The sequence below is a fragment of the Paenibacillus sp. JMULE4 genome, from assembly GCF_013337105.1.
GTDB classification, from domain to species: Bacteria; Bacillota; Bacilli; order Paenibacillales; family NBRC-103111; genus Paenibacillus_G; species Paenibacillus_G naphthalenovorans.
In genome coordinates, this window is the sequence record NZ_SGWF01000020.1 from 1 (window position 1) to 23,227 (window position 23,227).

General features: G+C 33.4%; 27 protein-coding genes and 1 pseudogene. 3 read left to right on the forward strand and 25 right to left on the reverse strand.

Translation table 11 applies throughout. The features are described from left to right. Window positions 1-33: 33 nt before the first annotated feature. The 25 genes and pseudogenes from EXW96_RS22760 to EXW96_RS22870 form a co-directional block, all read right to left on the reverse strand. Window positions 34-534, reverse strand: coding sequence for an NAD-dependent epimerase/dehydratase family protein (locus tag EXW96_RS22760; RefSeq protein ID WP_309225214.1), 501 nt, complete (start codon window positions 532-534; stop codon window positions 34-36). 79 nt (window positions 535-613) lie between these two features. Further along, window positions 614-946 carry an NAD-dependent epimerase/dehydratase family protein gene (locus EXW96_RS22765; protein ID WP_174351495.1) on the reverse strand — a complete coding sequence of 111 codons (333 nt, stop codon included), beginning with the start codon at window positions 944-946 and terminating at the stop codon, window positions 614-616. An 11-nt stretch (window positions 947-957) separates the two neighbouring features. Next, window positions 958-1,992: a glycosyltransferase family 2 protein gene (locus EXW96_RS22770; protein WP_174351496.1), complete on the reverse strand. Its 1,035-nt coding sequence runs from the start codon at window positions 1,990-1,992 to the stop codon at window positions 958-960. A gap of 11 nt (window positions 1,993-2,003) precedes the next feature. Next, entirely contained in the window at window positions 2,004-3,104 is a 1,101-nt protein-coding gene (locus tag EXW96_RS22775; RefSeq protein WP_174351497.1) for a glycosyltransferase, read from the reverse strand. Window positions 3,105-3,120: 16 nt separating this feature from the next. Next, on the reverse strand, window positions 3,121-3,792 hold the full coding sequence (locus EXW96_RS22780; protein WP_217437480.1) for a hypothetical protein: 672 nt from the start codon (window positions 3,790-3,792) through the stop codon (window positions 3,121-3,123). A gap of 690 nt (window positions 3,793-4,482) precedes the next feature. Continuing rightward, window positions 4,483-5,592, reverse strand: a complete 1,110-nt coding sequence (locus EXW96_RS22785; protein WP_217437481.1) for an N-acetyl sugar amidotransferase — start codon at window positions 5,590-5,592, stop codon at window positions 4,483-4,485. A gap of 11 nt (window positions 5,593-5,603) precedes the next feature. Beyond that, window positions 5,604-6,370, reverse strand: a pseudogene (locus tag EXW96_RS22790) (AglZ/HisF2 family acetamidino modification protein). Between the two features lies 1 nt (window position 6,371). Then, window positions 6,372-6,641 carry an imidazole glycerol phosphate synthase subunit HisH gene (gene hisH, locus EXW96_RS28680; RefSeq protein ID WP_217437484.1) on the reverse strand — a complete coding sequence of 90 codons (270 nt, stop codon included), beginning with the start codon at window positions 6,639-6,641 and terminating at the stop codon, window positions 6,372-6,374. Continuing rightward, window positions 6,638-6,982, reverse strand: coding sequence for an imidazole glycerol phosphate synthase subunit HisH (gene hisH, locus EXW96_RS27015; protein WP_217437485.1), 345 nt, complete (start codon window positions 6,980-6,982; stop codon window positions 6,638-6,640). Before hisH (EXW96_RS27015) ends, hisH (EXW96_RS28680) begins: the two co-directional genes overlap by 4 nt. After that, window positions 6,966-7,400 (reverse strand): hypothetical protein, encoded by a 435-nt coding sequence (locus EXW96_RS22800; protein WP_174351499.1) that lies wholly within the window; start codon window positions 7,398-7,400, stop codon window positions 6,966-6,968. The genes hisH (EXW96_RS27015) and EXW96_RS22800 overlap by 17 nt, the downstream gene beginning before the upstream one ends. Before the next feature lie 65 nt (window positions 7,401-7,465). Further along, complete coding sequence (locus EXW96_RS22805; RefSeq protein ID WP_174351500.1) at window positions 7,466-8,323, reverse strand: hypothetical protein; 858 nt, start codon at window positions 8,321-8,323, stop codon at window positions 7,466-7,468. A gap of 62 nt (window positions 8,324-8,385) precedes the next feature. Continuing rightward, entirely contained in the window at window positions 8,386-9,036 is a 651-nt protein-coding gene (locus tag EXW96_RS22810; RefSeq protein ID WP_309225199.1) for a lipopolysaccharide biosynthesis protein, read from the reverse strand. Continuing rightward, the gene (locus EXW96_RS22815; protein WP_174351502.1) at window positions 9,030-9,668 is read right to left on the reverse strand and encodes a lipopolysaccharide biosynthesis protein; all 639 of its coding nucleotides are present in this window, start codon (window positions 9,666-9,668) and stop codon (window positions 9,030-9,032) included. The genes EXW96_RS22810 and EXW96_RS22815 overlap by 7 nt, the downstream gene beginning before the upstream one ends. Window positions 9,669-9,768: 100 nt before the next feature. Further along, the gene (locus EXW96_RS22820) at window positions 9,769-10,938 is read right to left on the reverse strand and encodes a LegC family aminotransferase (protein WP_174351503.1); all 1,170 of its coding nucleotides are present in this window, start codon (window positions 10,936-10,938) and stop codon (window positions 9,769-9,771) included. Next, the gene (locus EXW96_RS22825) at window positions 10,935-11,945 is read right to left on the reverse strand and encodes an NAD-dependent 4,6-dehydratase LegB (protein ID WP_174351504.1); all 1,011 of its coding nucleotides are present in this window, start codon (window positions 11,943-11,945) and stop codon (window positions 10,935-10,937) included. Before EXW96_RS22825 ends, EXW96_RS22820 begins: the two co-directional genes overlap by 4 nt. 15 nt (window positions 11,946-11,960) lie before the next feature. Beyond that, window positions 11,961-13,274: a nucleotide sugar dehydrogenase gene (locus tag EXW96_RS22830; RefSeq protein ID WP_174351642.1), complete on the reverse strand. Its 1,314-nt coding sequence runs from the start codon at window positions 13,272-13,274 to the stop codon at window positions 11,961-11,963. A gap of 35 nt (window positions 13,275-13,309) precedes the next feature. Next, complete coding sequence (locus tag EXW96_RS22835) at window positions 13,310-14,431, reverse strand: DegT/DnrJ/EryC1/StrS family aminotransferase (protein ID WP_174351505.1); 1,122 nt, start codon at window positions 14,429-14,431, stop codon at window positions 13,310-13,312. Window positions 14,432-14,445: 14 nt separating this feature from the next. Continuing rightward, on the reverse strand, window positions 14,446-15,459 hold the full coding sequence (locus EXW96_RS22840) for a Gfo/Idh/MocA family protein (protein WP_174351506.1): 1,014 nt from the start codon (window positions 15,457-15,459) through the stop codon (window positions 14,446-14,448). Between the two features lie 92 nt (window positions 15,460-15,551). Continuing rightward, a complete protein-coding gene (locus tag EXW96_RS22845) occupies window positions 15,552-15,800 on the reverse strand; it encodes a hypothetical protein (protein ID WP_174351507.1) in 249 nt (82 codons plus the stop codon). Next, complete coding sequence (locus EXW96_RS22850; RefSeq protein WP_174351508.1) at window positions 15,791-16,462, reverse strand: hypothetical protein; 672 nt, start codon at window positions 16,460-16,462, stop codon at window positions 15,791-15,793. The genes EXW96_RS22845 and EXW96_RS22850 overlap by 10 nt, the downstream gene beginning before the upstream one ends. Window positions 16,463-16,966: 504 nt before the next feature. Then, complete coding sequence (locus EXW96_RS22860; RefSeq protein WP_174351509.1) at window positions 16,967-17,761, reverse strand: hypothetical protein; 795 nt, start codon at window positions 17,759-17,761, stop codon at window positions 16,967-16,969. A gap of 146 nt (window positions 17,762-17,907) precedes the next feature. Next, window positions 17,908-18,159 carry a hypothetical protein gene (locus EXW96_RS27855; RefSeq protein ID WP_254611523.1) on the reverse strand — a complete coding sequence of 84 codons (252 nt, stop codon included), beginning with the start codon at window positions 18,157-18,159 and terminating at the stop codon, window positions 17,908-17,910. After that, window positions 18,128-19,105, reverse strand: coding sequence for a UDP-N-acetylglucosamine 4,6-dehydratase family protein (locus EXW96_RS27860; RefSeq protein ID WP_254611524.1), 978 nt, complete (start codon window positions 19,103-19,105; stop codon window positions 18,128-18,130). The genes EXW96_RS27855 and EXW96_RS27860 overlap by 32 nt, the downstream gene beginning before the upstream one ends. A gap of 17 nt (window positions 19,106-19,122) precedes the next feature. After that, entirely contained in the window at window positions 19,123-19,602 is a 480-nt protein-coding gene (locus EXW96_RS27865) for a nucleoside-diphosphate sugar epimerase/dehydratase (protein ID WP_254611525.1), read from the reverse strand. A gap of 295 nt (window positions 19,603-19,897) precedes the next feature. Next, window positions 19,898-20,911 (reverse strand): Wzz/FepE/Etk N-terminal domain-containing protein, encoded by a 1,014-nt coding sequence (locus EXW96_RS22870; RefSeq protein WP_174351510.1) that lies wholly within the window; start codon window positions 20,909-20,911, stop codon window positions 19,898-19,900. Between the two features lie 264 nt (window positions 20,912-21,175). On the opposite strand from EXW96_RS22870, the gene EXW96_RS22875 reads away from it, so the two are divergent. The 3 genes from EXW96_RS22875 to EXW96_RS22880 all read left to right on the forward strand — a co-directional run bounded on the left by EXW96_RS22875 (window position 21,176) and on the right by EXW96_RS22880 (window position 22,744). Next, window positions 21,176-21,457 (forward strand): transposase, encoded by a 282-nt coding sequence (locus tag EXW96_RS22875; RefSeq protein WP_174351511.1) that lies wholly within the window; start codon window positions 21,176-21,178, stop codon window positions 21,455-21,457. A 107-nt stretch (window positions 21,458-21,564) separates the two neighbouring features. Further along, the gene (locus tag EXW96_RS28685; protein ID WP_375256473.1) at window positions 21,565-21,906 is read left to right on the forward strand and encodes a transposase; all 342 of its coding nucleotides are present in this window, start codon (window positions 21,565-21,567) and stop codon (window positions 21,904-21,906) included. 55 nt (window positions 21,907-21,961) lie between these two features. Beyond that, window positions 21,962-22,744: a transposase gene (locus tag EXW96_RS22880; protein WP_375256477.1), complete on the forward strand. Its 783-nt coding sequence runs from the start codon at window positions 21,962-21,964 to the stop codon at window positions 22,742-22,744. The last annotated feature ends 483 nt before the right edge of the window (window positions 22,745-23,227 follow it).

Below are 23,227 nucleotides of genomic sequence, written 5' to 3' on the forward strand. Positions count from 1 at the left end.
AAAAGAATTTTTTATACCAATTTACAGTTCTAGCTAGACCTTGTTCCGTGGTGAAGGGAACATTTTAATTAACTCATCACTATGCTCATCAATCTCATAAACAGTATCAATGACCAATTTTTCTAAACTTCCACTATTCATACCCTTAACCAAACCCAATTGTTGTAGTAACCCTATCATAAAAACTAAAATATGGACAGTAAATTTCGGTAAATAAACAAAAAAACATTTTGTGTTTAAATGTTCTCTAATAAAAAAGCAAATATTTTTCATAGTCAATACATCACTGTCAGCAGCAATAATAAACTTACCATTATACTTTTCAGACTGACATACTTCTATAATAATAGAAGTTAAGTTTTTTACATAGATAGTACTTTTTCTTGTTTTCCCTTTATTTAGTAATGGAAAAAAACCTTTATGAATTTGCTTAATTAATTTATACATATTTCCTTTAATATCATTTTCTCCATAAACCATAACCGGTCTAATTACTATAAAATTAATACTATTCTTACTGCAAAACTCCAAAATAAGCTCTTCCGCATTTTTTTTGAATTACCGTAATAATCCTGTGGATCTAAATTTAATGCTGCAACAGAACTAATAAATACTATTTTTTTACATTCTTAATCTTGGAAATCGCTAATACATTTTCCGTTACCTTAATATTATTATCTATAAATAACTTTTGATTTGATGTACTATTTGAAATATGAGCTTGGCCCGCGGAATGTATAATGATATCTACTTCTATTCCTTCTAAAGCTGTTTCTAGTTGTACGGAATCTAATAAATCAACTGAAACATACATGACATTTGGGGGATTATTATTATGCTTAAAGTCTCTTCCTAAAGCGACAATTTTGGTATCTTTATAATTAGAGTAGTCCTTCACCAAGTGGCCTCCAATAAAACCACTGGCTCCGGTAATTAATATATTCATATAATTCATCCTTAATTTCGATAATCGAGGAATTTAAAACTCGTTGTAATTTTTACACTCTTAATTAGACCTATTAGATTTCCAATTCCATATGAAAAATGTAGGATCGGAAAAATCGGGAAAAGAAGCAACGATAATTTCAGACTTTTTCTTTTAATCAATCCCAAGTGTAAAGATATCGCGGCAATAACAAACAAATAGAAGGATAAAATCGCAGTACATACAGTAAAATTTACAAAGCAAAATAACGATAATAAAAATAAAAATGATATTGGAGCCAGCTTTCTCACAGTTGGAAAAACTTTATGTTTTATAAGAAATTTAGATACCCAGTATCCGTATCTATAATATTGTTTCAATAAAGTTCCATAAGACGGACGGGACAAGTACTCTAAAACTATTGATGGGTTAAGTACAATTTTATATCCCATTTTTTTAGCACGAAAGTTGAAATCATAATCTTCATTAGCCAGTAAAAATTCATCGTAACCATTTAAAGCTTTCCATGTTTGCTTTGTAAACGCTCCGAAGGGAACCGTATCCACTTCCAATAGTTCATTATTAACTTCTCTATAAGTTCGATATAATGCATTGCCTACACCAGCAGGATGACTAACCGCTATGGAAATAGCTTTAGCAATATCACTTTCATTATTTGGCTTTATATTCCAAACGCCGCCCACTATTCCATTAAAATCAATTCTCTCCAAAGACTTAATAGCTTCACTAACATAATTTGAAGGTGCGTACGTATGACCGTCTAACCTGACTATAGTATCAAAAGATGCATTAAGACAAGCAATATTTAATGATATGGGAATATATCTTTTAGGGTTACTATATATTTTAATAATTCTATTTTGTTTAAGCTTTTTGCTCATTTCATTAACTATTTCAAGTGTTTTATCGGATGAATTACCATCCACGATAACTATTTCAATGAATCCTTCAAAATCTTGGTTATTAAGAGACTCTAAAACGCCACTTATATGCTTTTCTTCGTTGAAAACCGGTAGTATTACAGAAACTTCCCTGATAAAATCCATTATTTATGCCCTCATATTATAAATTTTTGATAATAATCTATTAGAGAAAGTTTTGTTTTTTCCCATGTATAAATTTGTTTCAGTTTGTCTACTGCTTCAATTTTTGTTTCAAACTTATTTCTATCTTGAATCTCTTTAAGAACATTAATAAGCTCCGTATGACTATTGCAGTTGATTGAATACCCGATGTTATAGTCTTCAACAAATTTCCCTATTAAAGTATCTTTGCTGACAATAACAGGTGTCCCAGAAACTATCGCCTCGTATACTTTTACAGGGAAAGCATTACGAACATTCTCTTGAGTAACATCATAAACCGCATAAATTACATCAGTATTTTTGTATAAATCCGGAATTTGGTCGTAACTGAATCTGCCGGTCACAATCGTATTACTATAACTATCTTTTATTTGCATAATTTGATCAAGTGCAGTACCTGCTCCGTGAATCATGATAATAATATTTTCAAATTTTTCTCCAACATCCATAAGCAATTTAAGCCTTTCAAAATCCCTCACTGCACCTATGAAAGCAATTCTGGTTTTTTGTGACTGCGTTTTTTCAATATTTCCAAGCAATTGAAATTCAGCTGTGTTCGGTATGGTTATTACTGGTTTATGTTTGATAAATTTAGCATACTTTTCATTCTGTTCATCCACAACAAAAAGAAAACCATCTGCTTTTTTAAAACAATAGCTCGCTGCTATTTGATTCATCATCTTTCTAATAAGCGAATAATTGAAGCCATTATAAAACTCATGCATATCCCAAATTAATTTCATTGAATTTCGTTTCAAAATAGCTCCCACTATTGCACCATCAAGATCATGAGCATGTATAATGTCTATTTTTTTTTCATTTAAATAAGCCTGCACCTGCTTAATGAAAGATATATAGCTTTTTAATTGCTTCAACCCTCCACCATATCTGCTATACGAATGAAATCTTTTTACTTTTATTCCGCTTACTTCAATTTCAGATTCAAGGTATTTACTCTCGCGATCCCAGCATAATATTTCAACGTCATGCCCTTCATCAACAAGAACCTTGGCTTCTTTATACACTCGAGGGTCTGGATCGAATCCATTTGTTAGTATCATTTTTATATACATAAACATCCCCTCTTAACTACCGTTTTATATATATCTTTATTTTAGTCACGTTTATTAAATAAATATAAAGCATACAAATAAAAAATAATGAAGGATTTAATATCGTCGGAAAAGTAAAGAAAGTAAAGACAGAACCAACTAAAGCTAGTGAATAAAAAGAACTAACTGCTATATAAAATGCCGTATTAATTAACTTAGCCTTGCCGGTATTAAATTTAATTGTATTAAGCATTACTGAATCCACTAAGCCATACATCATAACAAAACCTATAAACAGAGGCACACCAAACCACGAGAAAGCAAAATATAATTCCGTTAAAGACATACCTCCAGAAGTACCAACAGCACCTAAATCTGCATACCCTGCATAAATAATCTTATATGCCCATTGACTTATATCAAAATACTGAATACCTAACAAACTGCTTATTAAAGGCATGTATATTCCGTTGATGGATAAAAAACCTTCCTGTCGCACATAATTAATTTGAACATAAGTAGCAGAAGACTGATTGAATATTCTTATAAAGGGCAATTTGATTAATTCTATAATGCTTCCTGTATTTACACCCATGAATAAAATGTACATAGAAAATAACGCTATCATTGCTGCCAGTATACTAAATATAATTTTTTTAATAGTTAGCTTTGCATCAAAAGAAAACACTAAAAATGTTGCTATAAGCACGAAAATAAACGGTGCTTTTTCCAATGTAAAAGTAAAGCAATATGTTGTTAACAAAAAAGTAATAACACTAGAAAATAATGCCCTATTCTTTTCTGGGGAATCTCTTTAACTTTTAAGACTGTGTAAACAAAAATGATTAGCGTGAAACTTTGTATAAAGTTTCGCCAGTATCTGAAGAAAAAGGGCAAGTTTTCAATTTCTCCAAGCTGGTGAGTAATACTTATTCTCAATACTTGAAGTTCTGCAAAATCTATAGCACCCTGCAACACTTTATTTAAGGGAATATCGGGTAACCACATAAAATATAATATTGCATAGACTGAAACAAATGCTATTAGAATATAAAACCTTAGATCGATATTTCGATTCTCAACTGTATAAACATATACCCTTCGTCCTAATAAATTTCCTATTAGTAGACCAAAAGGGAGAAAAATAGTATAACATAGGTACAGTAAATAAATATCACTGTCGAATCCTCTCTTAAGATCCAACGGAATAGTATCGAAATTTCCCATTGATATTTCATACCCAGGAAGTATAACGAAAATAAAAGAAAAAGCATACAATAAATTACTATAACTAATAATCTTTAATTTGAAAAAATATACAAAAATAAGTATAAAATCAATGTAATAACCACAAAAAAATAATAACTAAATTCATACAAAGTTATCCACACCTAATTAATTATTTACGAATAATCTCATATAGCTTTTTCCCAATTTTATAAGTAAGTGTAGTTGTCATGTTAGGATAATCCATATAATATTTCTTAGGCGAATTTAATATTTGATCAAATTCAGATTCACTTAATCCAAATTTTTTCAAAACGTATTGTTTATCTTCGTTTACTTTTTCTAATGGATAACTATCATGTTCTAATTCTTTTAGAGCTTCTTCTCTCGTCATTTGTCCAGAGCAAATTAAAGTTGAAAGATGAGCTTTTCTTTTGTCGATTCCAAACTTGACAGGTAAAACGTATGATTGAATAAATCTAGTATATATTGACTCAAAATGTTTTCCACCATAATTTTTCCAATCTAATTTTTCCTCAATAATTTCCATTGCTTCTGCTTTATTATAATTAATATAATTTAATAAGCTAATCTCCTTTTGTTTATATACTAATTTATATTTAGCATAATCTAACATGCTATAATGAGGAAAGTCCTTCAATTTACTTTTTCCAAATTGATTATGAATACTCTTGATATACATCCAATCCGTATGCCCTGCCGCCCATTTACTAGGCATAATTGCTTCAGTGGCAATATTTGTTCCCATAATAATATACCGAGTTTTTTCTTTTGCGGCCATTTTATAAAGTAATGAAACTATAGCATGATCCGTTGGAATCTCCATATCAGGAACAGAAGCTTTAAGAAAACTAAGTTGCAAATCTTTAAATTCCTCCCAATCAAGAACATGTGTATATAAATCAATATTTAATTTTTTTAAAGTTTTTTCTATATTACTTACAGCTAATTCCGAATTCCAACTATTATCCAAATGTACAGCAAGAGGTCTTAATCCATACTCCTTTACTTTATATGCAACGTAAGTACTATCAACGCCCCCACTTACACCAATAATACAATCATACTGTTTATTTTTTCCATCCTTTTTTATTTTTTCTATAATTTGCTCCAATTTACTTTCGCTATAAATATTTTTATCATCCAACAAAATTTTCAGTCTATCATATTTTATACAGTGATTGCAAACTCCCATATTATTAAATGTAATATCAGGATCGCTAGTATCCATAATACATCTAGAACATCTCACATAATTCATATCTTTCCCCCCTACAACTTCGCATTATTAATCAAGTTGATCTCATCGTTTGACAAGAAGTTAATTAATACGGCTCGATGCTTACCTTGGAATACAAAATAACTACCTGCCGAAACAGCAGATGCTCCTCCATCTTTTATCGCTTCTGAAAAATGGTTTAAATTCCCTGCACCGCCACATGCGATAACAGGTATAGTAACGGCTGATGTGATTTTTTGAATTAACTTAATATCATATCCTTTCATTGTTCCATCTTTATCAATTGAGTTTAGAAAAATCTCACCCGCGCCTAAACTTTCCATTTGAACAGCATATTGCACAGGATCAAGCTTGGTATTTTTTTTGCCGTTATGAGTATAAACTTCATATTTACCCCAAAAATTCTTTTTAACATCAATAGAAACAACTATACTTTGATTACCAAAAACTTTGGCGGTTTCTTCAATCAGTTTTGGATTTTCAGCCGCGCTAGTGTTAATCGCTACTTTTTCAACCCCAAGATTAAAAAGTTTTTTGACATCTTCTAGTTTTTTATACCCCCACCATAACACAATGGCATAAAACATTCACTAGCTACCTCAGATATCATCTTGAAGTTCGGTTCCGCATTATGAAAACCATTAATGTCTAGAAGAATTAGTTCATCTACTTCCTTTTCATTGAAAATTTTTACCGTATTTATTGGATCTCCTAGATATTTAGGATTGCTAAAATTAATAGTTTTTACAAGTCCGTTATTTTTCATCAATAAACATGGAATTACACGAGTTCGTAGCATTTTACACCAACTTCAAAAAATTTTCGAATATTTTCATTCCAAATTTGTGGCTTTTTTCCGGATGAAATTGAGTGCCATATATATTTTCATGCTGAAAGGATGAAGTAAAGTCATGTCCATATTTTGTTGTAGTTACAACATCATTGGGTGAGTGGCAAACAACATAATATGAATGTACAAAATAAAACCGACTTTCATTTGTATTATCATTAAATAATTCATTATTTCGAACTATGTTAACATAATTCCATCCCATATGCGGGACTTTCATTTTGAATCTTCAAATTTAAACCTTATTGTACTTGCATTAATCCATCCTAAACCCTTGCAATTTCCTTCTTCACTACTATTTGTCAGCAACTGCATACCAAGACAAATCCCTAAAATAGGAACTTTCTTTTCAATTACTTGCTTTTCTAAAACTGGCACAATACCATACTTATTCAGATTGTTAATTCCATTGTCAAATGCTCCAACACCTGGTAACACTAACTTTGTAGCTTGTTGTATAAGTTCAATATCAGAGGAAATCACAGAATTGTAACCCAATTTCTTAATCATATTATAAATTGATCCCAGATTACCCATACCATAATCAATTATGACTATCATTTGATTTCTCCTTTAAAACATTTTCAAGAAATTTTCGGATATTATCTTTATAATTTAACTTAACAATTGTTTCATTTAATATCATGTTTTCTTCTTTTGAAATTAAGTTATTATTAGAATTAACTAAATCAACAAACTCTTCAGGTGTATTAACGTATTCAGTTGTTAAAGAGTTCGTTAGAATTTCACCAAACCAATATTTTGCAAGACCATCTATATTGATCATAATATTTTTAATTCCTAAAGAGGGTGCTTCTATAGCACAAGTAGAATATACTGTTGCATGAAAGTCGGCATATAATATCATTTCATAAAAATTTTCACAAGGATTAATGATAACGTTTCTAGGCAGCGCAATATTTTCATAACTATTTTCTTTATTTCTTGGAATTAATACATAACAAATCTCTTCATTCATAATTGCTGCTTTTTTAATAAAATCTATTAACTGATTTTCGACAGTCCATTGTAATGTTACACCTATTACTTTTTATAATTGTTAAATAGAGATTTTATTTCGGTTTTCGGTTTATAATATTCTCTCATGTACTCTAAATATAAACTGCCTACTGGTACAATTTGAGTTACATCTAATATCCTGGAATCTTTTAATGTATTTACAATATAATCACCAAAGGATAACAAAAAATCAGGCAAGTAGCTAGAATTAATATTAATATCAAAATTATAAGCCGGATGCTCTCTTGATATAAGTCCGTGTTGACATTCAATGACCTTGATCTTCAAATCCTTAGCCGCTTTGATTAAAGGATAATTAGAATAATGATCGGTGACAAAAATAGCCTTAGGTTTATAAAGGATAAAAAGCAACTTCATGCAAAGATAATATGTTAACTGATGTCTGGAGAGGGAAATATAATCTATATCTAAGTTATTATCGTTCTTAATTTTATCAAGTACTTCAGTTCCATCGATTTTTATTTTAATCTTGAAAGTTTTAATCAACATTTTAAGAGCATATATCAATACCTTAATACCAGAAAAGGAAACTATTCTCTTTGTATATACTTCATGAAGTTTCAAATGATATGGATTCGCATCTTCTACCAAAAGAACTTTGTCGTTTCCAACTTCGTCTATGATAAAATCAAGTAGCTTGTTTTGATACTTATTATTCATCCTCTTTCTTTCTGAAGTATCTGAGAATGCCATATAATCATATTTTTTAAACCAATTTCTATATCCATAAAATATGGATTTAATTAAAGCAAGTTTGTTTTTTTGATATGGTGCATCACCTTTAGACAGCGCATCTTTTTTAGTATTGATATATAAAATTCCATTCGCAACAATGGCCAAAATGGAGTTTTTTTTAAACATACATCGTTAACGTTGTTACTGTTTTCAATTCTCTTGAGATAGTTCATTTGATTCACTTCTCCTTAAACTCCATGGCATTTATAGATTTTTGAAGAAACAAACCAAGTTATAATAAAACTCACAAAAAATGAAATTGCCGTTGCTTGAGCGGCACCGACTGCACCATTTATTTTAATGAGGAAATAATTTAATATAATATTCAAGGCAGCTGTTACAAAAGTTAGCCAGGCTAAGATATGATTTTTTCTAACGAAAAAAATATAATTTGTAACCATCTTATACATTCCATCAAATGCATACCCTAAGGAAATCCAAAATACATATTTACTTGCATTAATGTAACTTTCACCTACAATTATATTTAGGATCTTAGGGACTAAAAGGGAAAAAATTATCGAAAATAAAAGTATTCCAATGAAGTATATATATGTTATTTTAATTATTTTCAAATTCATTAATATATTATTCTGCTTTAATTTTTCAAAGAAATATGGAACCCATGCTTTATTAAAGGAATCTTGTATAATCCCTATAATCATTCCTATTTGATAACCCACCATATATAGACCAGCTTCATTGAGGCTAACCATTTTGGCAATAAACAGCCTATCGATCATGGAAATAACAATGGCCCCAATGGAATGGGGAATTAAAGGTATTCCAAAATTCAATGCGCTTTTAATATAAAACCAATTAAAATTCAATACTAACAATTTTTTTTATATAATACAATTACAGAAATAACCGCACAAACTAAAAACGCATAAGTTTGTCCGAGTATTCTACCTTCCCAGCCAACTTCAATACCAATAACCAAAAATACGGACAAAGTAAAATTCAATAAAGTTAATGATATTTGATAAATTCCATATAAAACAGCTTTGTGTTCTAATTGCCAAACAACAAGAAGGATTTGAACAAAAAATTGAGATATACAACTTATTATTATAGCCCAAAACCAATTAACAGGAAATTGAATAAAACTGCTTATCTGATTGGAGAATAAAAAAATCAAGATAGAAAATAATACGGCACTACCAAATAATAGTATTATGCAATTGGATATATATTTAGCAAATACGTGTTGTTCACAATCATAGTATTGCCTACTAATAGCTCCTAGTAAATTCAACCCTATTATCGGAAAAGAAAATGCCAATAATAAACTAAATATTGCCACTAAACCATATTCTTCTGGACTTAAATACCTTGTTAAAATCGGAAGCATCAAAAAAGGAATAGCTGCATTGGTTAAATTACTTAAAGTATACACCGAAGACAATTTTAAAAAGTTTGATTTTTTTAATTTAACCGCTAATATTTTCAATTTCTGTATACTGTTCATTTAACTACTCCCAATAAAACACTTTCGCACTTATCGATGTCTTTATTAAACCAAAAATTTTGAAGAGGGTGTATTCACCCCCTTCAAATTGATTCTTTTGTCAATCCCCCAAAAAAGAACTGCTTGGAATATTTATCAATCTACTTTCTAAACTTTCGGCTGTAGACAGATCCATCCGAGGGCAATTTTGAAACATAGGTAATTTATGCATTGTAGTCCATGCGGGTCTTGTCATAATTCCAAGATTATTCGTCTTTTCAAGCAGTTCATCTCTATATATTGCATTCTCACTATCCAACACTAAAGCATTCAGCCAGTAATTACTACGAGCAAATTCCGGTTCCGTAAAAAAGGATATCCCATCCATACCCGAAAATTCGGCACGGTACATTAAAGCTAATTTTCTTTTTTTCTCAATAAACGACGGGAGCTGTTCTAATTGGGCACAACCAAGAGCAGCATTGATATTCGGAAGACGATAATTATATCCGATCTGGTCATGGAAAAATTCCCATTTGTGAGCAACTTTAGCTGTAGTCGTTAGATGCTTTGCCATCTTGCCCAAGTTAATATCATTCGTTAGTATAGCTCCGCCACCACCCGTTGTAATAACTTTATTACCATTGAAACTTATTGTAGCGATTTTCCCGAAAGTACCCGTATGTCTTTTTTTGTAAAAAGAACCGAGCGATTCTGCAGCATCCTCTATAAGTTCTAGCTTATAACGTTGACAAACATCAATAAGAGGGTCAAGATCTACGGGATGACCGAATGTATGCATTGCTATTACCGCTTTGATTCTATTTCCGGTGATTTTATTTATACAAACACCATCTTTTATCAAACTTACTTCATTTAGATAATCAGATAATTTTCGAGGATCTATTCCCAAAGTTTTTTCTTCAGAATCTATAAAATGAGGAATAGCATTACAATATTGAACTGCGTTTGCAGTAGCTATAAAAGTTAACGCGGGCAATAGTACTTCATCGTTTTGTTCAACACCAAGCAGTTTTAATGCAATGTGAAGCGCGGCTGTCCCGTTTACAACAGCAACAACCTTCTGAGCCCCTGTAAACTCCGCTAATTTAAATTCGAATTCATCAACATATTTCCCTACAGATGATACCCATCCGGTATCTAAACATTCTTTTACATACGTCCATTCATTACCATTAAAATGCGGCTCATGCAATGATATTTTACGTTCCGTGGGCAACACTTTACGAAGGGCATCTATTACATTGTCAGTATTAAAAAGTGGGCTCATATATTATACACATCTGCTTTATAAGCTTTTAAATTTTCTTCTCTTGTGAACCAATCGATCGTTTCCTTCAATCCATTTGTTAACCCTTCAAGACCGGAATATTTTGGAGTCCAAGAAACAATGTTCTTTGCCTTGGTATTATCAGCCCACAATCGTTCAACTTCACTCTTTTCTGGACGTAGCCGTTCTGCATCACTTATAATTTCTACATCAGTTCCCATTAACTTTGCTATTAATTGTACAGTATCATGAATTGATATTTCATAGTTACTTCCAATGTTAATCACTTCTCCTATTGCTTGATTTGACTCTGCAACAGAAATAAACCCACTAACCGTATCTTTAATATAATTAAAATCCCTTGTAGGATGTGTAGCTCCAAGCTTAAGTTTTCTAGAACCATTAGCAATTTGAGTTATAATTGTTGGGATAACGGCTCGCGCAGACTGTCTCGGTCCATAAGTATTAAATGGGCGAATGATTGCAACAGGTGTATTAAATGAAGAAAAAAAGGACATGGCTATTTGATCCGCGCCAATTTTCGAAGCTGAGTAAGGTGACTGTCCATTAAGTGGATGGTCTTCTGTAATAGGTACTATTTTTGCTGTACCATAAACTTCACTTGTAGATGTATGAACTACTTTCTCGATCCCTAATTCTTTTGCAGCCTGTACCACATTTAAAGTACCCTTAATATTAGTATCTACATAAGTTTCAGGTGAATGATATGAATAAGGAATAGCAATTAATGCTGCTAAATGGAGAACGACATCGCAACCTTTCATGGCTTCTCGAACTCCGTATGGATCTCTAATATCACCAGCAAATACTTCTATTTGATTTTTAATATCCGCTGGTGAATGGTCGAGCCATCCCCAAGAATTAAAAGAGTTATAGTATACAAACGCTCTAACGCTACAACCTTGTCTTACCAATTCTTCTGTTAGATGGGATCCTATAAAACCATCGGCACCAGTCACTAAAATCTTTTTATTCGCTAATTTCACACTTATTTCCCCTAACTACAGTCTATAATACTTTCTAGCGTCGTTTTTCTTATCTTTTAATGCATTCCTTGTGTCGAATATAATATTAGACTCTCGGGCAATCATGGGATAATCAAAATTCGAATGATCTGTTGCAATAAGTACCAGATCGGCATGATTAAGCCGCTCTCTAGTTAGTTCTACAGTTTCAATTACATCTTTTTTCAACTTAAACTTTCGTATGTGGGGATCAACCACTTCGAATTTGCCGCCTGCTTCACGAATCTGTTCTAATATAGGGAGTACAGGTGACTCTCTATAATCATCAATATCTTTTTTATAGGAAACTCCTAATACAAGAATTTTCGAACCATGAAGTGGTTTTTTCTCTTCATTTAGAATATGCATTATACGAGTAACAACAAAATCAGGCATGCTATTGTTGATTTCACCTGCAAGTTCAATTAACCTCGTATGGTAATTATACTCTCTAGCTTTCCAAGTTAAATAAAAAGGATCAATTGGAATACAATGACCCCCTAACCCTGGTCCTGGATAGAATGCCATAAATCCGTATGGTTTAGTTTTTGCTGCATCAATAACTTCCCATATGTCGATACCCATTTTGTTACACAGAATAGCCATTTCATTTGCAAGAGCTATATTTATATTCCTGAACGTATTTTCATATATCTTTTCCATCTCTGCTACAGCTGGATTAGATACTATATGAACTTCTCCATCTAAAACGGATCTATACATAGCCGCTGCAACCAAACTACATTCCTTAGTAACCCCTCCTACTACTTTAGGGGTATTCTTCGTATTATAATTTTTATTACCAGGATCAACTCGTTCAGGAGAGTAGGCTAGAAAGAAATCTAAACCACATTTTAGTCCAGAAAGCTCCAATATAGGTTTTACTAATTCCTCCGTAGTACCCGGATAAGTGGTACTCTCCAATACAACTAACATGCCCGGCTTAAGGTATTTCGCGATTTCTTTAGCTGAAGATTCAACGTATTGTGTATCTGGTTGCTGATATATATCAAGTGGAGTAGGTACACATATCGCTACAGCATCTACATCATTAATAAATGAATAATCCGATGTTGCTCTTAAATTCTTTCTTTCTTTAACCAGGATTTTTAGATCTTCATCTATAACATCGCCAATATAGTTTATCCCTTCATTAACCATATCCACTTTAGCTGATTGAACATCGAATCCAATGACTTCATATCCTGCCTTAGCTTTTTCAACGGCCAAAGGCAGTCCAACATATCCTAGTCCTACTACTCCTACAGTAGCTTTTCTTGATTCAAATTTTCGAATAAGTGTAACTGCCATTGGCGAAAGCTCAATTTCATTCTTGTTGATCACAGTTACATCACCTTTTCATAAAAAAAATTGGTTACAGTATTAATTACATAATCCTGATCTTCTATGCTTAATTCAGGATATAAAGGTAAAGCTAAGGTGCCATTAGACGCCTTTTCTGAGTACGGCAAGCTTCCGACATCATAATTTAAATCAAAATACACAGTCTGACGATGCAAGGGAACGGGATAGTATATCCCTGAAGAAACGCCATTTTTTTGAAGATATTCCAAAAGCTCATCTCTATAATCCGTTTCAATGATATACAAATGATATACAGCCTTGCGGTCCGGTTTCACACATGGTAATTTAATAGGTAACTGTTTCAGCTTTTCGTTATAATACTCCGCTTTTTCTATTCTAGAATTATTCCAACTATCTATATACTTTAACTTAACATTTAACATTGCGGCTTGAAGGGCATCTAATCTGCTATTATAACCAATTAATTTATGGTAATATTTCGGATTGCTTCCGTGTACACGCAATATTCTAAGTTTTTCGGCAAGAACGTCATCATTAGTAACGATCATCCCGCCGTCGCCATATCCACCCAAATTTTTTGTAGGAAAGAATGAAAATGCTCCAGCATGTCCTAAAGAACCTATTTTGAAATTCTTATATTCCGATCCAATGGCTTGACAAGCATCCTCTATAATAAATAAATTGTGTTTCGCAGCTAAGAGCATTAATTCATCCATATCAACCGGTTGTCCAAAGATATGAACAGGAATAATTGCTTTAGTCTTATCTGTAATAGCAGCTTCAACTTTAGAGACATCTATGTTATATGTGTCCGGCTCAATATCTACAAATACCGGGGTTGCTCCAACTTGCGAGATGACTTCGGCCGTTGCAAAAAAGGTAAAAGGAGTAGTAATGATCTCATCACCTTTATTTATACCCAGGGCATCCAGAGTTAATAATAGAGCATCCGTACCATTTGCAACTCCAACTGCATGTTTAACCCCGCAGTACTCTGCGACTGATTTCTCAAACGCTGAAACATAAGGGCCCATAATATAATTGCCGCTTTCCAGTACCTCAGTAACTACTTGAGTAAGTTCATCTTTGATATTTTTAAATTGTGCTTTTAAATCAAGTAATGGAATTACTTTATTAGACATGTCATTCTACTCCTTTAATAAACTAAGGACTTGCTTTCAGCGGCCTTGTAAATATCCTTTACCAATTTCAGAGCATTCCGGCCTTCTTCCCCTGAAACTATTGGAGCCCTATCATTAATTATTGCGTCGATCATATCTTCTATTATTTTTTGATGACCAGATACTCCAAAAGGATCCTCATTTATTTTATTGATTATGGAGTTACTCACTTCAACGCTTTGGTCTTCAAATGTCCAATTCTTGATCCAATTCGCGGTTGGCCCCCCAATGATTACTGTTCCTTTCTCACCAAATACACTTATTGACTCTTCCAGATTTTTAGGATAGATTGTTGTTGCAGTCTCAACGACTCCTATAGCTCCATTGTTAAACTTGATCAAAGCTACAGCCACATCTTCAGATTCAATATTACGGATTTGAGTGGCAGTATATGCTTGAATTTCTGTATAAGGTCCCATCATCCAAAGCATAATATCGAGATTATGAATGGCTTGGTTCATTAATACACCGCCATCCATTTCTTTCGTCCCTCTCCATGCAGCCTGGTCATAATACTCTTGGTTTCTATTCCATCTAACTGTAGCATTAATGTGACTTAATTTACCAAATAAATTATCATCCAGCGCTTTTTTTAACTCAATAAATGCCGGCCTAAAACGATTAGGATGGACAATTGTTAGCTTTACATCATTGCGTTTACAAGCCTCGATAATCGAGTCAGCATCTTCTAACGTTATAGCCATAGGCTTCTCTAATATTACATGTTTTTTCCTGTTAGCAACTTCGGTTGCAATAGAGGCGTGTAAGCCGCTGGGAACACAGATATTAACGACATGAATTTCAGGTTGGTTATCAAGCATTTCATTCACAGAAAGGTAACCATTAACTGAAAAAGTTGTAGTGATTTCTTTAAGCTTTAGAGAATCGTTATCACATACGGCTACTAAATTCGCATTTTCAGTTCTTTGAATCGACTCTATATGTTTTTTGGCTATATGTCCGCATCCAATGATCGCAAAATTTACCACCTTAATTAACAACTCCCTTGATTAAAACTGACTTTTTAATAATGTATCAATTTGCACTTGTTCATTCGGATCTTTTTCCAATAGATCACTCATCAATTTTCATCTTGTTTATTTTGTTTTAATAAGGAAGCCAAATACCATCTAGCCATTATTCGATTAAACTCCACATTAAAATCATTAGATAAAGCCGTATATATAGCTTGAGATGCTTTATCATAATCTCCCTCAATGTAGTAAATCTGTCCGAGTACTAAGGCAATTTTAGGAGTAATCCTAAAGTTTCTACTTTCAAATTTTTGGTAATCAACTAACGTTTCATCAAGATTTTGTTTTACTGCCAATATGTCTTCAAATATTTTTTATTATTTTGCCAAAAAATATTTTCAGATAACTTATCTCGATTTCTAAATTCATTACCTAAATCAAAGTTCAATGCAACGATGTTTTCATACATGCTTATGTCCCATTTAAACTTATGTTGTTCGGATATCAAATATTGAAGAGCCTCGTCTTTCTTATCCATAAGCAAATAATAGTTGAATTTCTGCTCAATCAATTGCTTATTGAACGGTTCTTGATCTATCATAGAGTCAATCAGATTCATTCCAGAGGCATGGAATTTTTCATCTTTTGTTTGAATAAATGCTTCTTTTAATAAATTAATTTTGAGCAAAGCATATTCCGGATGATTTGGGTTTGACTCTATAGCGTTATCTACATATTTTGATATCAAATTAAAGTCCGTTCTTTGTTGATTTATCTCATTTAAAGCTTTTGAAAAATATGTGTTACCATTTAAAGATTTAATACCATAAATAAATGAACTGATAGACACGATCAGTAATAAGCTAGTTGATATATAAAATGGCCATCTAATATCCTTGTTAGTAGTATTTATAGCTTTATTATTATCCCCGCTTCTTGCGCTATAGGCATACATTCCACCGAAACACAAAAATACTACAGCGGCTAAATATAAAAAACTTAAATCAAAATCTAACAAAGCATGTACCAAAATGGAAACAGAAAATAAGAAGAAAACATGAACTGAGCCAACTTCAGTTTTATCCGATTCTTGACCATTAATTTTCAGATTATATTTTTTATATATCTAATAAAGATAAATAAAATAAAGAAAACTATAGCAAGAATACCTAATAAACCTATCTCCGTTAGATATTGCAATAAAAAGTTGTGCGCTTGTCTGCTTGTATAGGGGTAACTTTGGTATTGTTGATATAAACTGGACCATCCCCCTCCGCCAGCACCAATTATGGGATAGTCAAAAATAAATTAATAGAATCTTTATAGTAGGTAGTCCTCGCTAATATACTGTTATCTTGGAGACTAGTGGCCTCAATTCTTTCTCTTATGGATTCAGGCAGAAAACTCACAAGTTTTGAATTACCAAACAACAAATATATGGACATTAAAATAAACAATAAGATCAAACTTGGTATTATATATTTCGAAAATCTCCCACCTAAATTATTAATTTTAGTAATGTTTATTTTTTACCTAATATATTAATACCTATAAATATTAATGAAACCACAATGGAGGTTACTATTAATATTGCCCACCCAGACATGGATAGCTCTACGTTAAATGTTTGATGAAGTTGAGTACCGATGTTCATTAGTTTATTCAAAATCAGCAGTGATGCAATACCTGACAGTATCAAACCTACCAATATTAAAACCTGATTAAACAATGGCATCATTAATAATATGATGATCACCACAAAAGGTAATATCATCAGTGAGCCCCTCGATAATGTCAAAAACAGCGAGGTAAATATTGGAACAAGCATTAAATAGTGAATTACCGCATCATACCATTTTCTCGCATTAACTATTAAAAATAACGAACTTATTAAAGCCCCTATAAGAAAGGCCCCGTAAGAATTAGGATATTGAAAAACACTTGTAAGTCTATTTTGGAAAACTGCATCTTGGTAATGAGCATTACCAAACCAATTCATAAAACCGTAAATCACAACGATATAAGTTGAATATTGCAGAATGTTGGGTAGCAGTAAGTAGCCAATTTTATTAATCGTAATTTTTGCCGATACTAAGAAAAACATAGCAAAGGTGATGTGAATGAATAGTACATTTACAGCTGAGAAATGTGATGCAGCTTGAATCAGTGAAATCATATAACATAAAGGAATTATCCAAACTAAATTAGCTTTCATGTCGAAGCTGTTTTTTTTCCAATCACTAATATTACTTAGAAAAAGAAGGAATAGTGCTAAAGAACTCCAAATTACAGTAGTGTAAATTGGCCGCTCAAACACATGCTGTCCCCCGTTGAATAATCCTTTATGAAAAGGTGCTATGATCAGAAACAAAGTAACAAACAATAGAAGGAGCCAAAACACTATAGATTTTTTTCGTCATTCACTCTGGTCTTCTCTTTTTTATACATACAAAACTCCTTATTCTAGGCCTTTTTGTCTAATGAAGCGACCATTTCTAATGATGCACGTAATGCTTCTGATACAATAATATTCTTATCCTGAGTTTCAGTATTAAAGCAATAAGTCGGTACTAATTCCTTAAGAACTATTTTTACTTCTAATGAACTAATGGCTCTGGCGTTACAAATAGCTTCTAACTTTTCCAAGCCCTTTACTAACATATCTTGCGATACATCTAACGGTTTACCTATATATTCTATCATGTTTAGTTGCAATAGCGCCTTCCTCATTTGATAATATTTCCTCAAAAAGTTTTTCCCCCGGTCTAATTCCTGTATAAACAATATTTATATCTTTACCCGGTTCAAGACCTGATAACCTAATTAAATCGGAAGCTAAGTCAGCAATTTTCACAGGCCTTCCCATATCTAGAATAAATATTTCTCCTCCGTTAGCTAATGAACCTGTCTGAATTACCAATTGGACAGCTTCTGGGATAGTCATAAAATACCTAATCATATCTGGATGAGTTATGGTAACGTCTCTACCCTCTTCAATCTGCTTTTTGAAAATTGGTATTACGCTTCCTCTGCTCCCAAGTACATTTCCAAATCTTACAGCAGCAAACTGAGTCTTACTTTGTTTATCTAGAGCCTGAATTATCATTTCGGCAATCCGCTTAGTAGCTCCCATGACATTTGTTGGATTTACCGCTTTATCAGTAGATATCATAACAAATCGCGAAACACCAAACTCATCGGAAGCATCAGCTACATTTTTTGTTCCAAAAACATTATTTTTAATTGCTTCAATAGGGTTTCTCTCCATTAAAGGAACGTGTTTATGAGCGGCCGCATGAAAAACAACTTGTGGACGAAACTCTTCAAAAACTTGGCGTATCCTGTCACGGTCTTGGATATCAGCAATTATTGCATATATTTCAATAGAAGCGTAATCTTTTTTTAGTTCTAATTCTATTTCATATATACTATTTTCGCCATGTCCAAGAAGAAGCAATGATTTTGGTTTATAATAAGCTATTTGTCGGCAAAGCTCTGATCCAATCGAACCACCCGCTCCTGTAACCATTACAACTTTATCCGCTAGATATCCAGCGATCTCTTCCAAATTCATTTTAACAGGTTCTCTACCTAATAAATCCTCGACACTTACATTTCTAATTGTATTTATTGAGACCTTACCGTTTATTACATCATTCATTCTGGGAATAATTTTAATTACACATCCTGTTTTTTACATATACCTATGATTTCATTAGTTTCAATACGTGAGGCTGATGGCATCGCTAATATGATTATATCGATTGAATACCGCTCTACTACTAATGGAATATCATGGCGTGTCCCAACAACGGGTCTCCCACATATTTCCAAATGATTTTTGTTAGGGTCATCATCTATAAATGCAACGGGGAAATATTCCGACGAGGATCCCATGAGTTCCTTAACTACCATTGTCCCAGTATTTCCAGCCCCTACTATTAAAACTTTTTTATGATAAGGTTGTATTTTATTTAGATTATCCCTGGCTATCCTCCATAGAAGTCTAGAACCGCCAACACCTAATATAATAATCATTCCTGCAATAATATAAATGGTTCTTGGTACAACAAGTGTCGGAAAATAGTAATACACCAATAAATGATGAACTGTAAAGAATATTACCGAGGACATAAAAACGGCTTTAACAATAGACAAAAATTGCCGACACTAGCATACTGCCATATTTGTCTATATATTTTAAAATAAAAGAAGGAACAAATCGTAAAGATTACTTCAATAGCAATCGGATAATAAATTGTATCCAAAAACTGATCTTTTATCACAAAATCAAATCTTAGTAAATAAGCCAGATATACAGATGCAATAATTATTATGACATCCAGCGCCACTTTGGTTATCATTCTCTGATTTTTACTCACACAAAATCCTCCTATAATATTACAAAAAGACTCATTACTTATAGATTATCTATAATGAGTCTTTCTTAATATTAATTTCCCAAAATAGTTTCTGTTTTTTTCCAATAAAACCTAACAAAAACTATTAGAATGCCTATTAAACTAGCTGCTGCAGCTGTTAATGCCATATTTAAAACTTTTCTGGGCGAGACCGGATAAAGAGAATCTAATGCAGGTGTAATAAATACAGCTGACATACCACTTAGTACTTGTATACTCTTATCAACCTTACTATTTCCGTTTTCGATATTTTGTATTTCCTCGATAATTTTTTCATTATCTGTTTTTTTCTTTAACATTACATTTTTTTCTTCTTTTAATTTTGCAAGATTCACTGATTCCTCAGTTAGTTTGTTTAATAAATTAGTGTATACAGGATTAATGTCCTCATTTATCAATTCAATAGACCCTATTTGTTTATTTTGTAAGTTAGAGTTTTCTGAAATAACCGATTGTAAATAAGGATCTTCAGCTAATGATTTTTTTGTTACAATTTTTTCTGGTGTAGTTTCGAGATTTTTGCGAGCTTCTGTAATAACACTCTCAGAAACAGAAATTAAATCATTTAATTCTAATATACGGTTCTGAGATTCTACAATTACTTCTGAGCGGTCAGAAACTTCAATTCTTGCAGCAATTTTGAAAGCAATTGTATTTGCTAGTTGTGTAATAACATTTGTATCGGTTCCTCTAACCGTTATCTTAATAAGATCCGCATCTTTAATAGCTTCTGCATTTATACTAGAAGATACATCACGAATAGAATATTTACTTTCATCCAGATTCAAATTTTTTATTATTCCGCTAACGAAAGCGTCCGTTTTTATATCTTCAATAAAGGATTTAAGATTAATATTAACCTTCTTTTCATTAGGAACCAATGGTTTGTTGATCCTAACTAATGAAGTTGCCTCGTAAGTAGGTTCAATAATTGCGTAATTATATATTGCTGAAATCAACATTGAAGCTCCTACCAATAGGATTAATAGTTTTTTCCCAGACCACAAGATTTCAATTAAATCACGAAGCTTTAAGTCTTCTTGCATTATTAATATCCTCTCCTAAAGGTAATCAACATTGATAATATAGTAGTTTTTTCTACAATTTACCGTAAATAAGTATACCTATATTCGACTTTAATTGCAACGAAACAGTAAACGAGTTAGTGTAAAATCTCTTAATATTATATTTTTCACTCTAACTAACACCATACTTATATAGTTTTCATTAAATGCATGTAGACTAGAAAGTGGACACACCGTAGTAAGCGTTCTGTTACAATAAAACTAATAAAGAGGACGAGGTGTGTCATGGGAGATATTCGTCAGCATTTTGATGAGGAGTTTAAACGTCAAACCGTAAAGCACATGCAAGAAAACAGCAAAACACCGTCTGAAGTATCCAGGGAACTAGACATCCCAGTCAGCACTATTCGGGCTTGGAGAAAGCAGTTTGCGAAAACCGGTGAGAAATCCAAACTGTTTGTGGACTACGAAAGACTGAAGAAGCTAGAACAACAGAATCGTGATCTACAAGAGGAGATCGAGATCTTAAATGAGCCTTTTGCAGTAATTTGGGGCCTTGAACCGTAAGGATTTTCAGACATAAAAAAGGGACTTCACCCCAACTTGGAGAAGTTTTCAAGTGACCAAACCCGAAAACAACCAAGGGAGGAAGTCACTTTGTATATTCTCCAAGTATGTCTGTTTTCCTTCGAAGAACTATTAAAAATACACAACCCAAGGAGCGATTGCCCATCTTATTCAGCTCTCTCGATCTGAGGCCGTATGCCAAGGAATTGAGGAGCCGTTCACCCCGAGGCGCTGACGGATACTGCAGACAAGGTATTCTACGAGCACTCTTGGCTGCGCCACTTGAAGGAATCGATACCTTTACGGGATTGCATCATCGTTTGGATACGGATCTCCGGTTTCGTTATCAGTGTGGTCTTCCGCTGGATCGGGAAGCTCCCTCCCATATCCACATTAAGCCGAGTTTTCGCGGAACTGACGAAAAAGGGCTTGGCAAAACAGCTTTTTGAGGATTTGGTCACACGCTGTCAACAGGAAGGCATCCTGGATGGCAGTAACGTCGCCATTGACAGCGCCGCTCTCCGTGCTTACGAGAAAAAGCAACCCAAACGCAAAAGCGCGCGAACGGGCAATGCAAACTGGGGCGCAAAATTTGATTCCTTCGGTAATAAAATCACATGGTTTGGTTACAAAATTCATCTGGCGGTCGATACGAAAAGTGAATTGCCGATCGCCTTGGAAGTAACGCCGGCGCACGTCAATGATGGAGAAATGGCGCCGAGCCCAATCGAGAAAGCAGCGTCCAGGACGAGCACGCGCTTTTTCGTACTCGATGCGGGCTACGACCAAATGAAAGTTTATGAGGCCGCCCGCAACGTCAATGCACAAGCCATCATTCCCCTTAATCTTAGGGGGGAGAAGGAACCGCCTGCTGACATGACCTCGAACGGAACACCGTGCTGTTCCATGGGCTATGCGATGACATACTGGGGAACTGACGGCGATATGCTTAAATTTCGCTGCCCGCATGCCACGGGTAAAGTCGACTGTCCGCTTGGCATGGCTGCCTGCTCGTCATCAAATTATGGAATGGTCGTCAAAGTCAATGCCAAGGATGATCTCCGGCGATACAGCGTTCCTCATCGGGATACAAAGCGTTGGAAGGAACTTTACAACGAACGCACCAGCGTAGAACGCTGCAACTCCCGATTGAAAACCTATTTGACGGCAGACGCAGCACACGTCCGGAGCATTCAGAAATTCACAACTCATCAGTATTTGAATGCTATTGTTCTGCTTGCATCTGCGTTCGCCGTTGCTCATCATTCGGAACGGGCTGCCGCTTAAAAAAACAAGCTGTTCTAAAATTCTGCAAGTCTGTCCATTTCTTTATCCGTAAAATACCATTGGCAGTAAAAATGGTCACGAAAAACCGTGGCTGATCTATTCGTTTTTTCATAAACACCGCTTCCAGTTTCGTGTTGAGAAGATGTGCAGCAAAAATATATAAACTCCTATATAACAAGACGTTGATAATGAAAGTATTGTTGCAGATAAGGGTAATTTTTACAAATTTAATCAATGGCTCTTGAGGATTGATAACTATACAGCCCCCTAATTTCTTTGGACACTCTCTTCGTTCAAAGTAAACTAAGGAAGTGAAACGTCGCTTTCATTGTACTTAAGAATAACAAGCAGAACAATTGGTAAAAAAGCCCCTAGACTTGCAGAAACATTTTTTAGCAAGTCTTTGAGGAGAGCGATCCCACAAATCCTTCTTTACGATCTGCGAAGTCCCTCGATCCACCGCGCGAACTGGCCAATAACCAT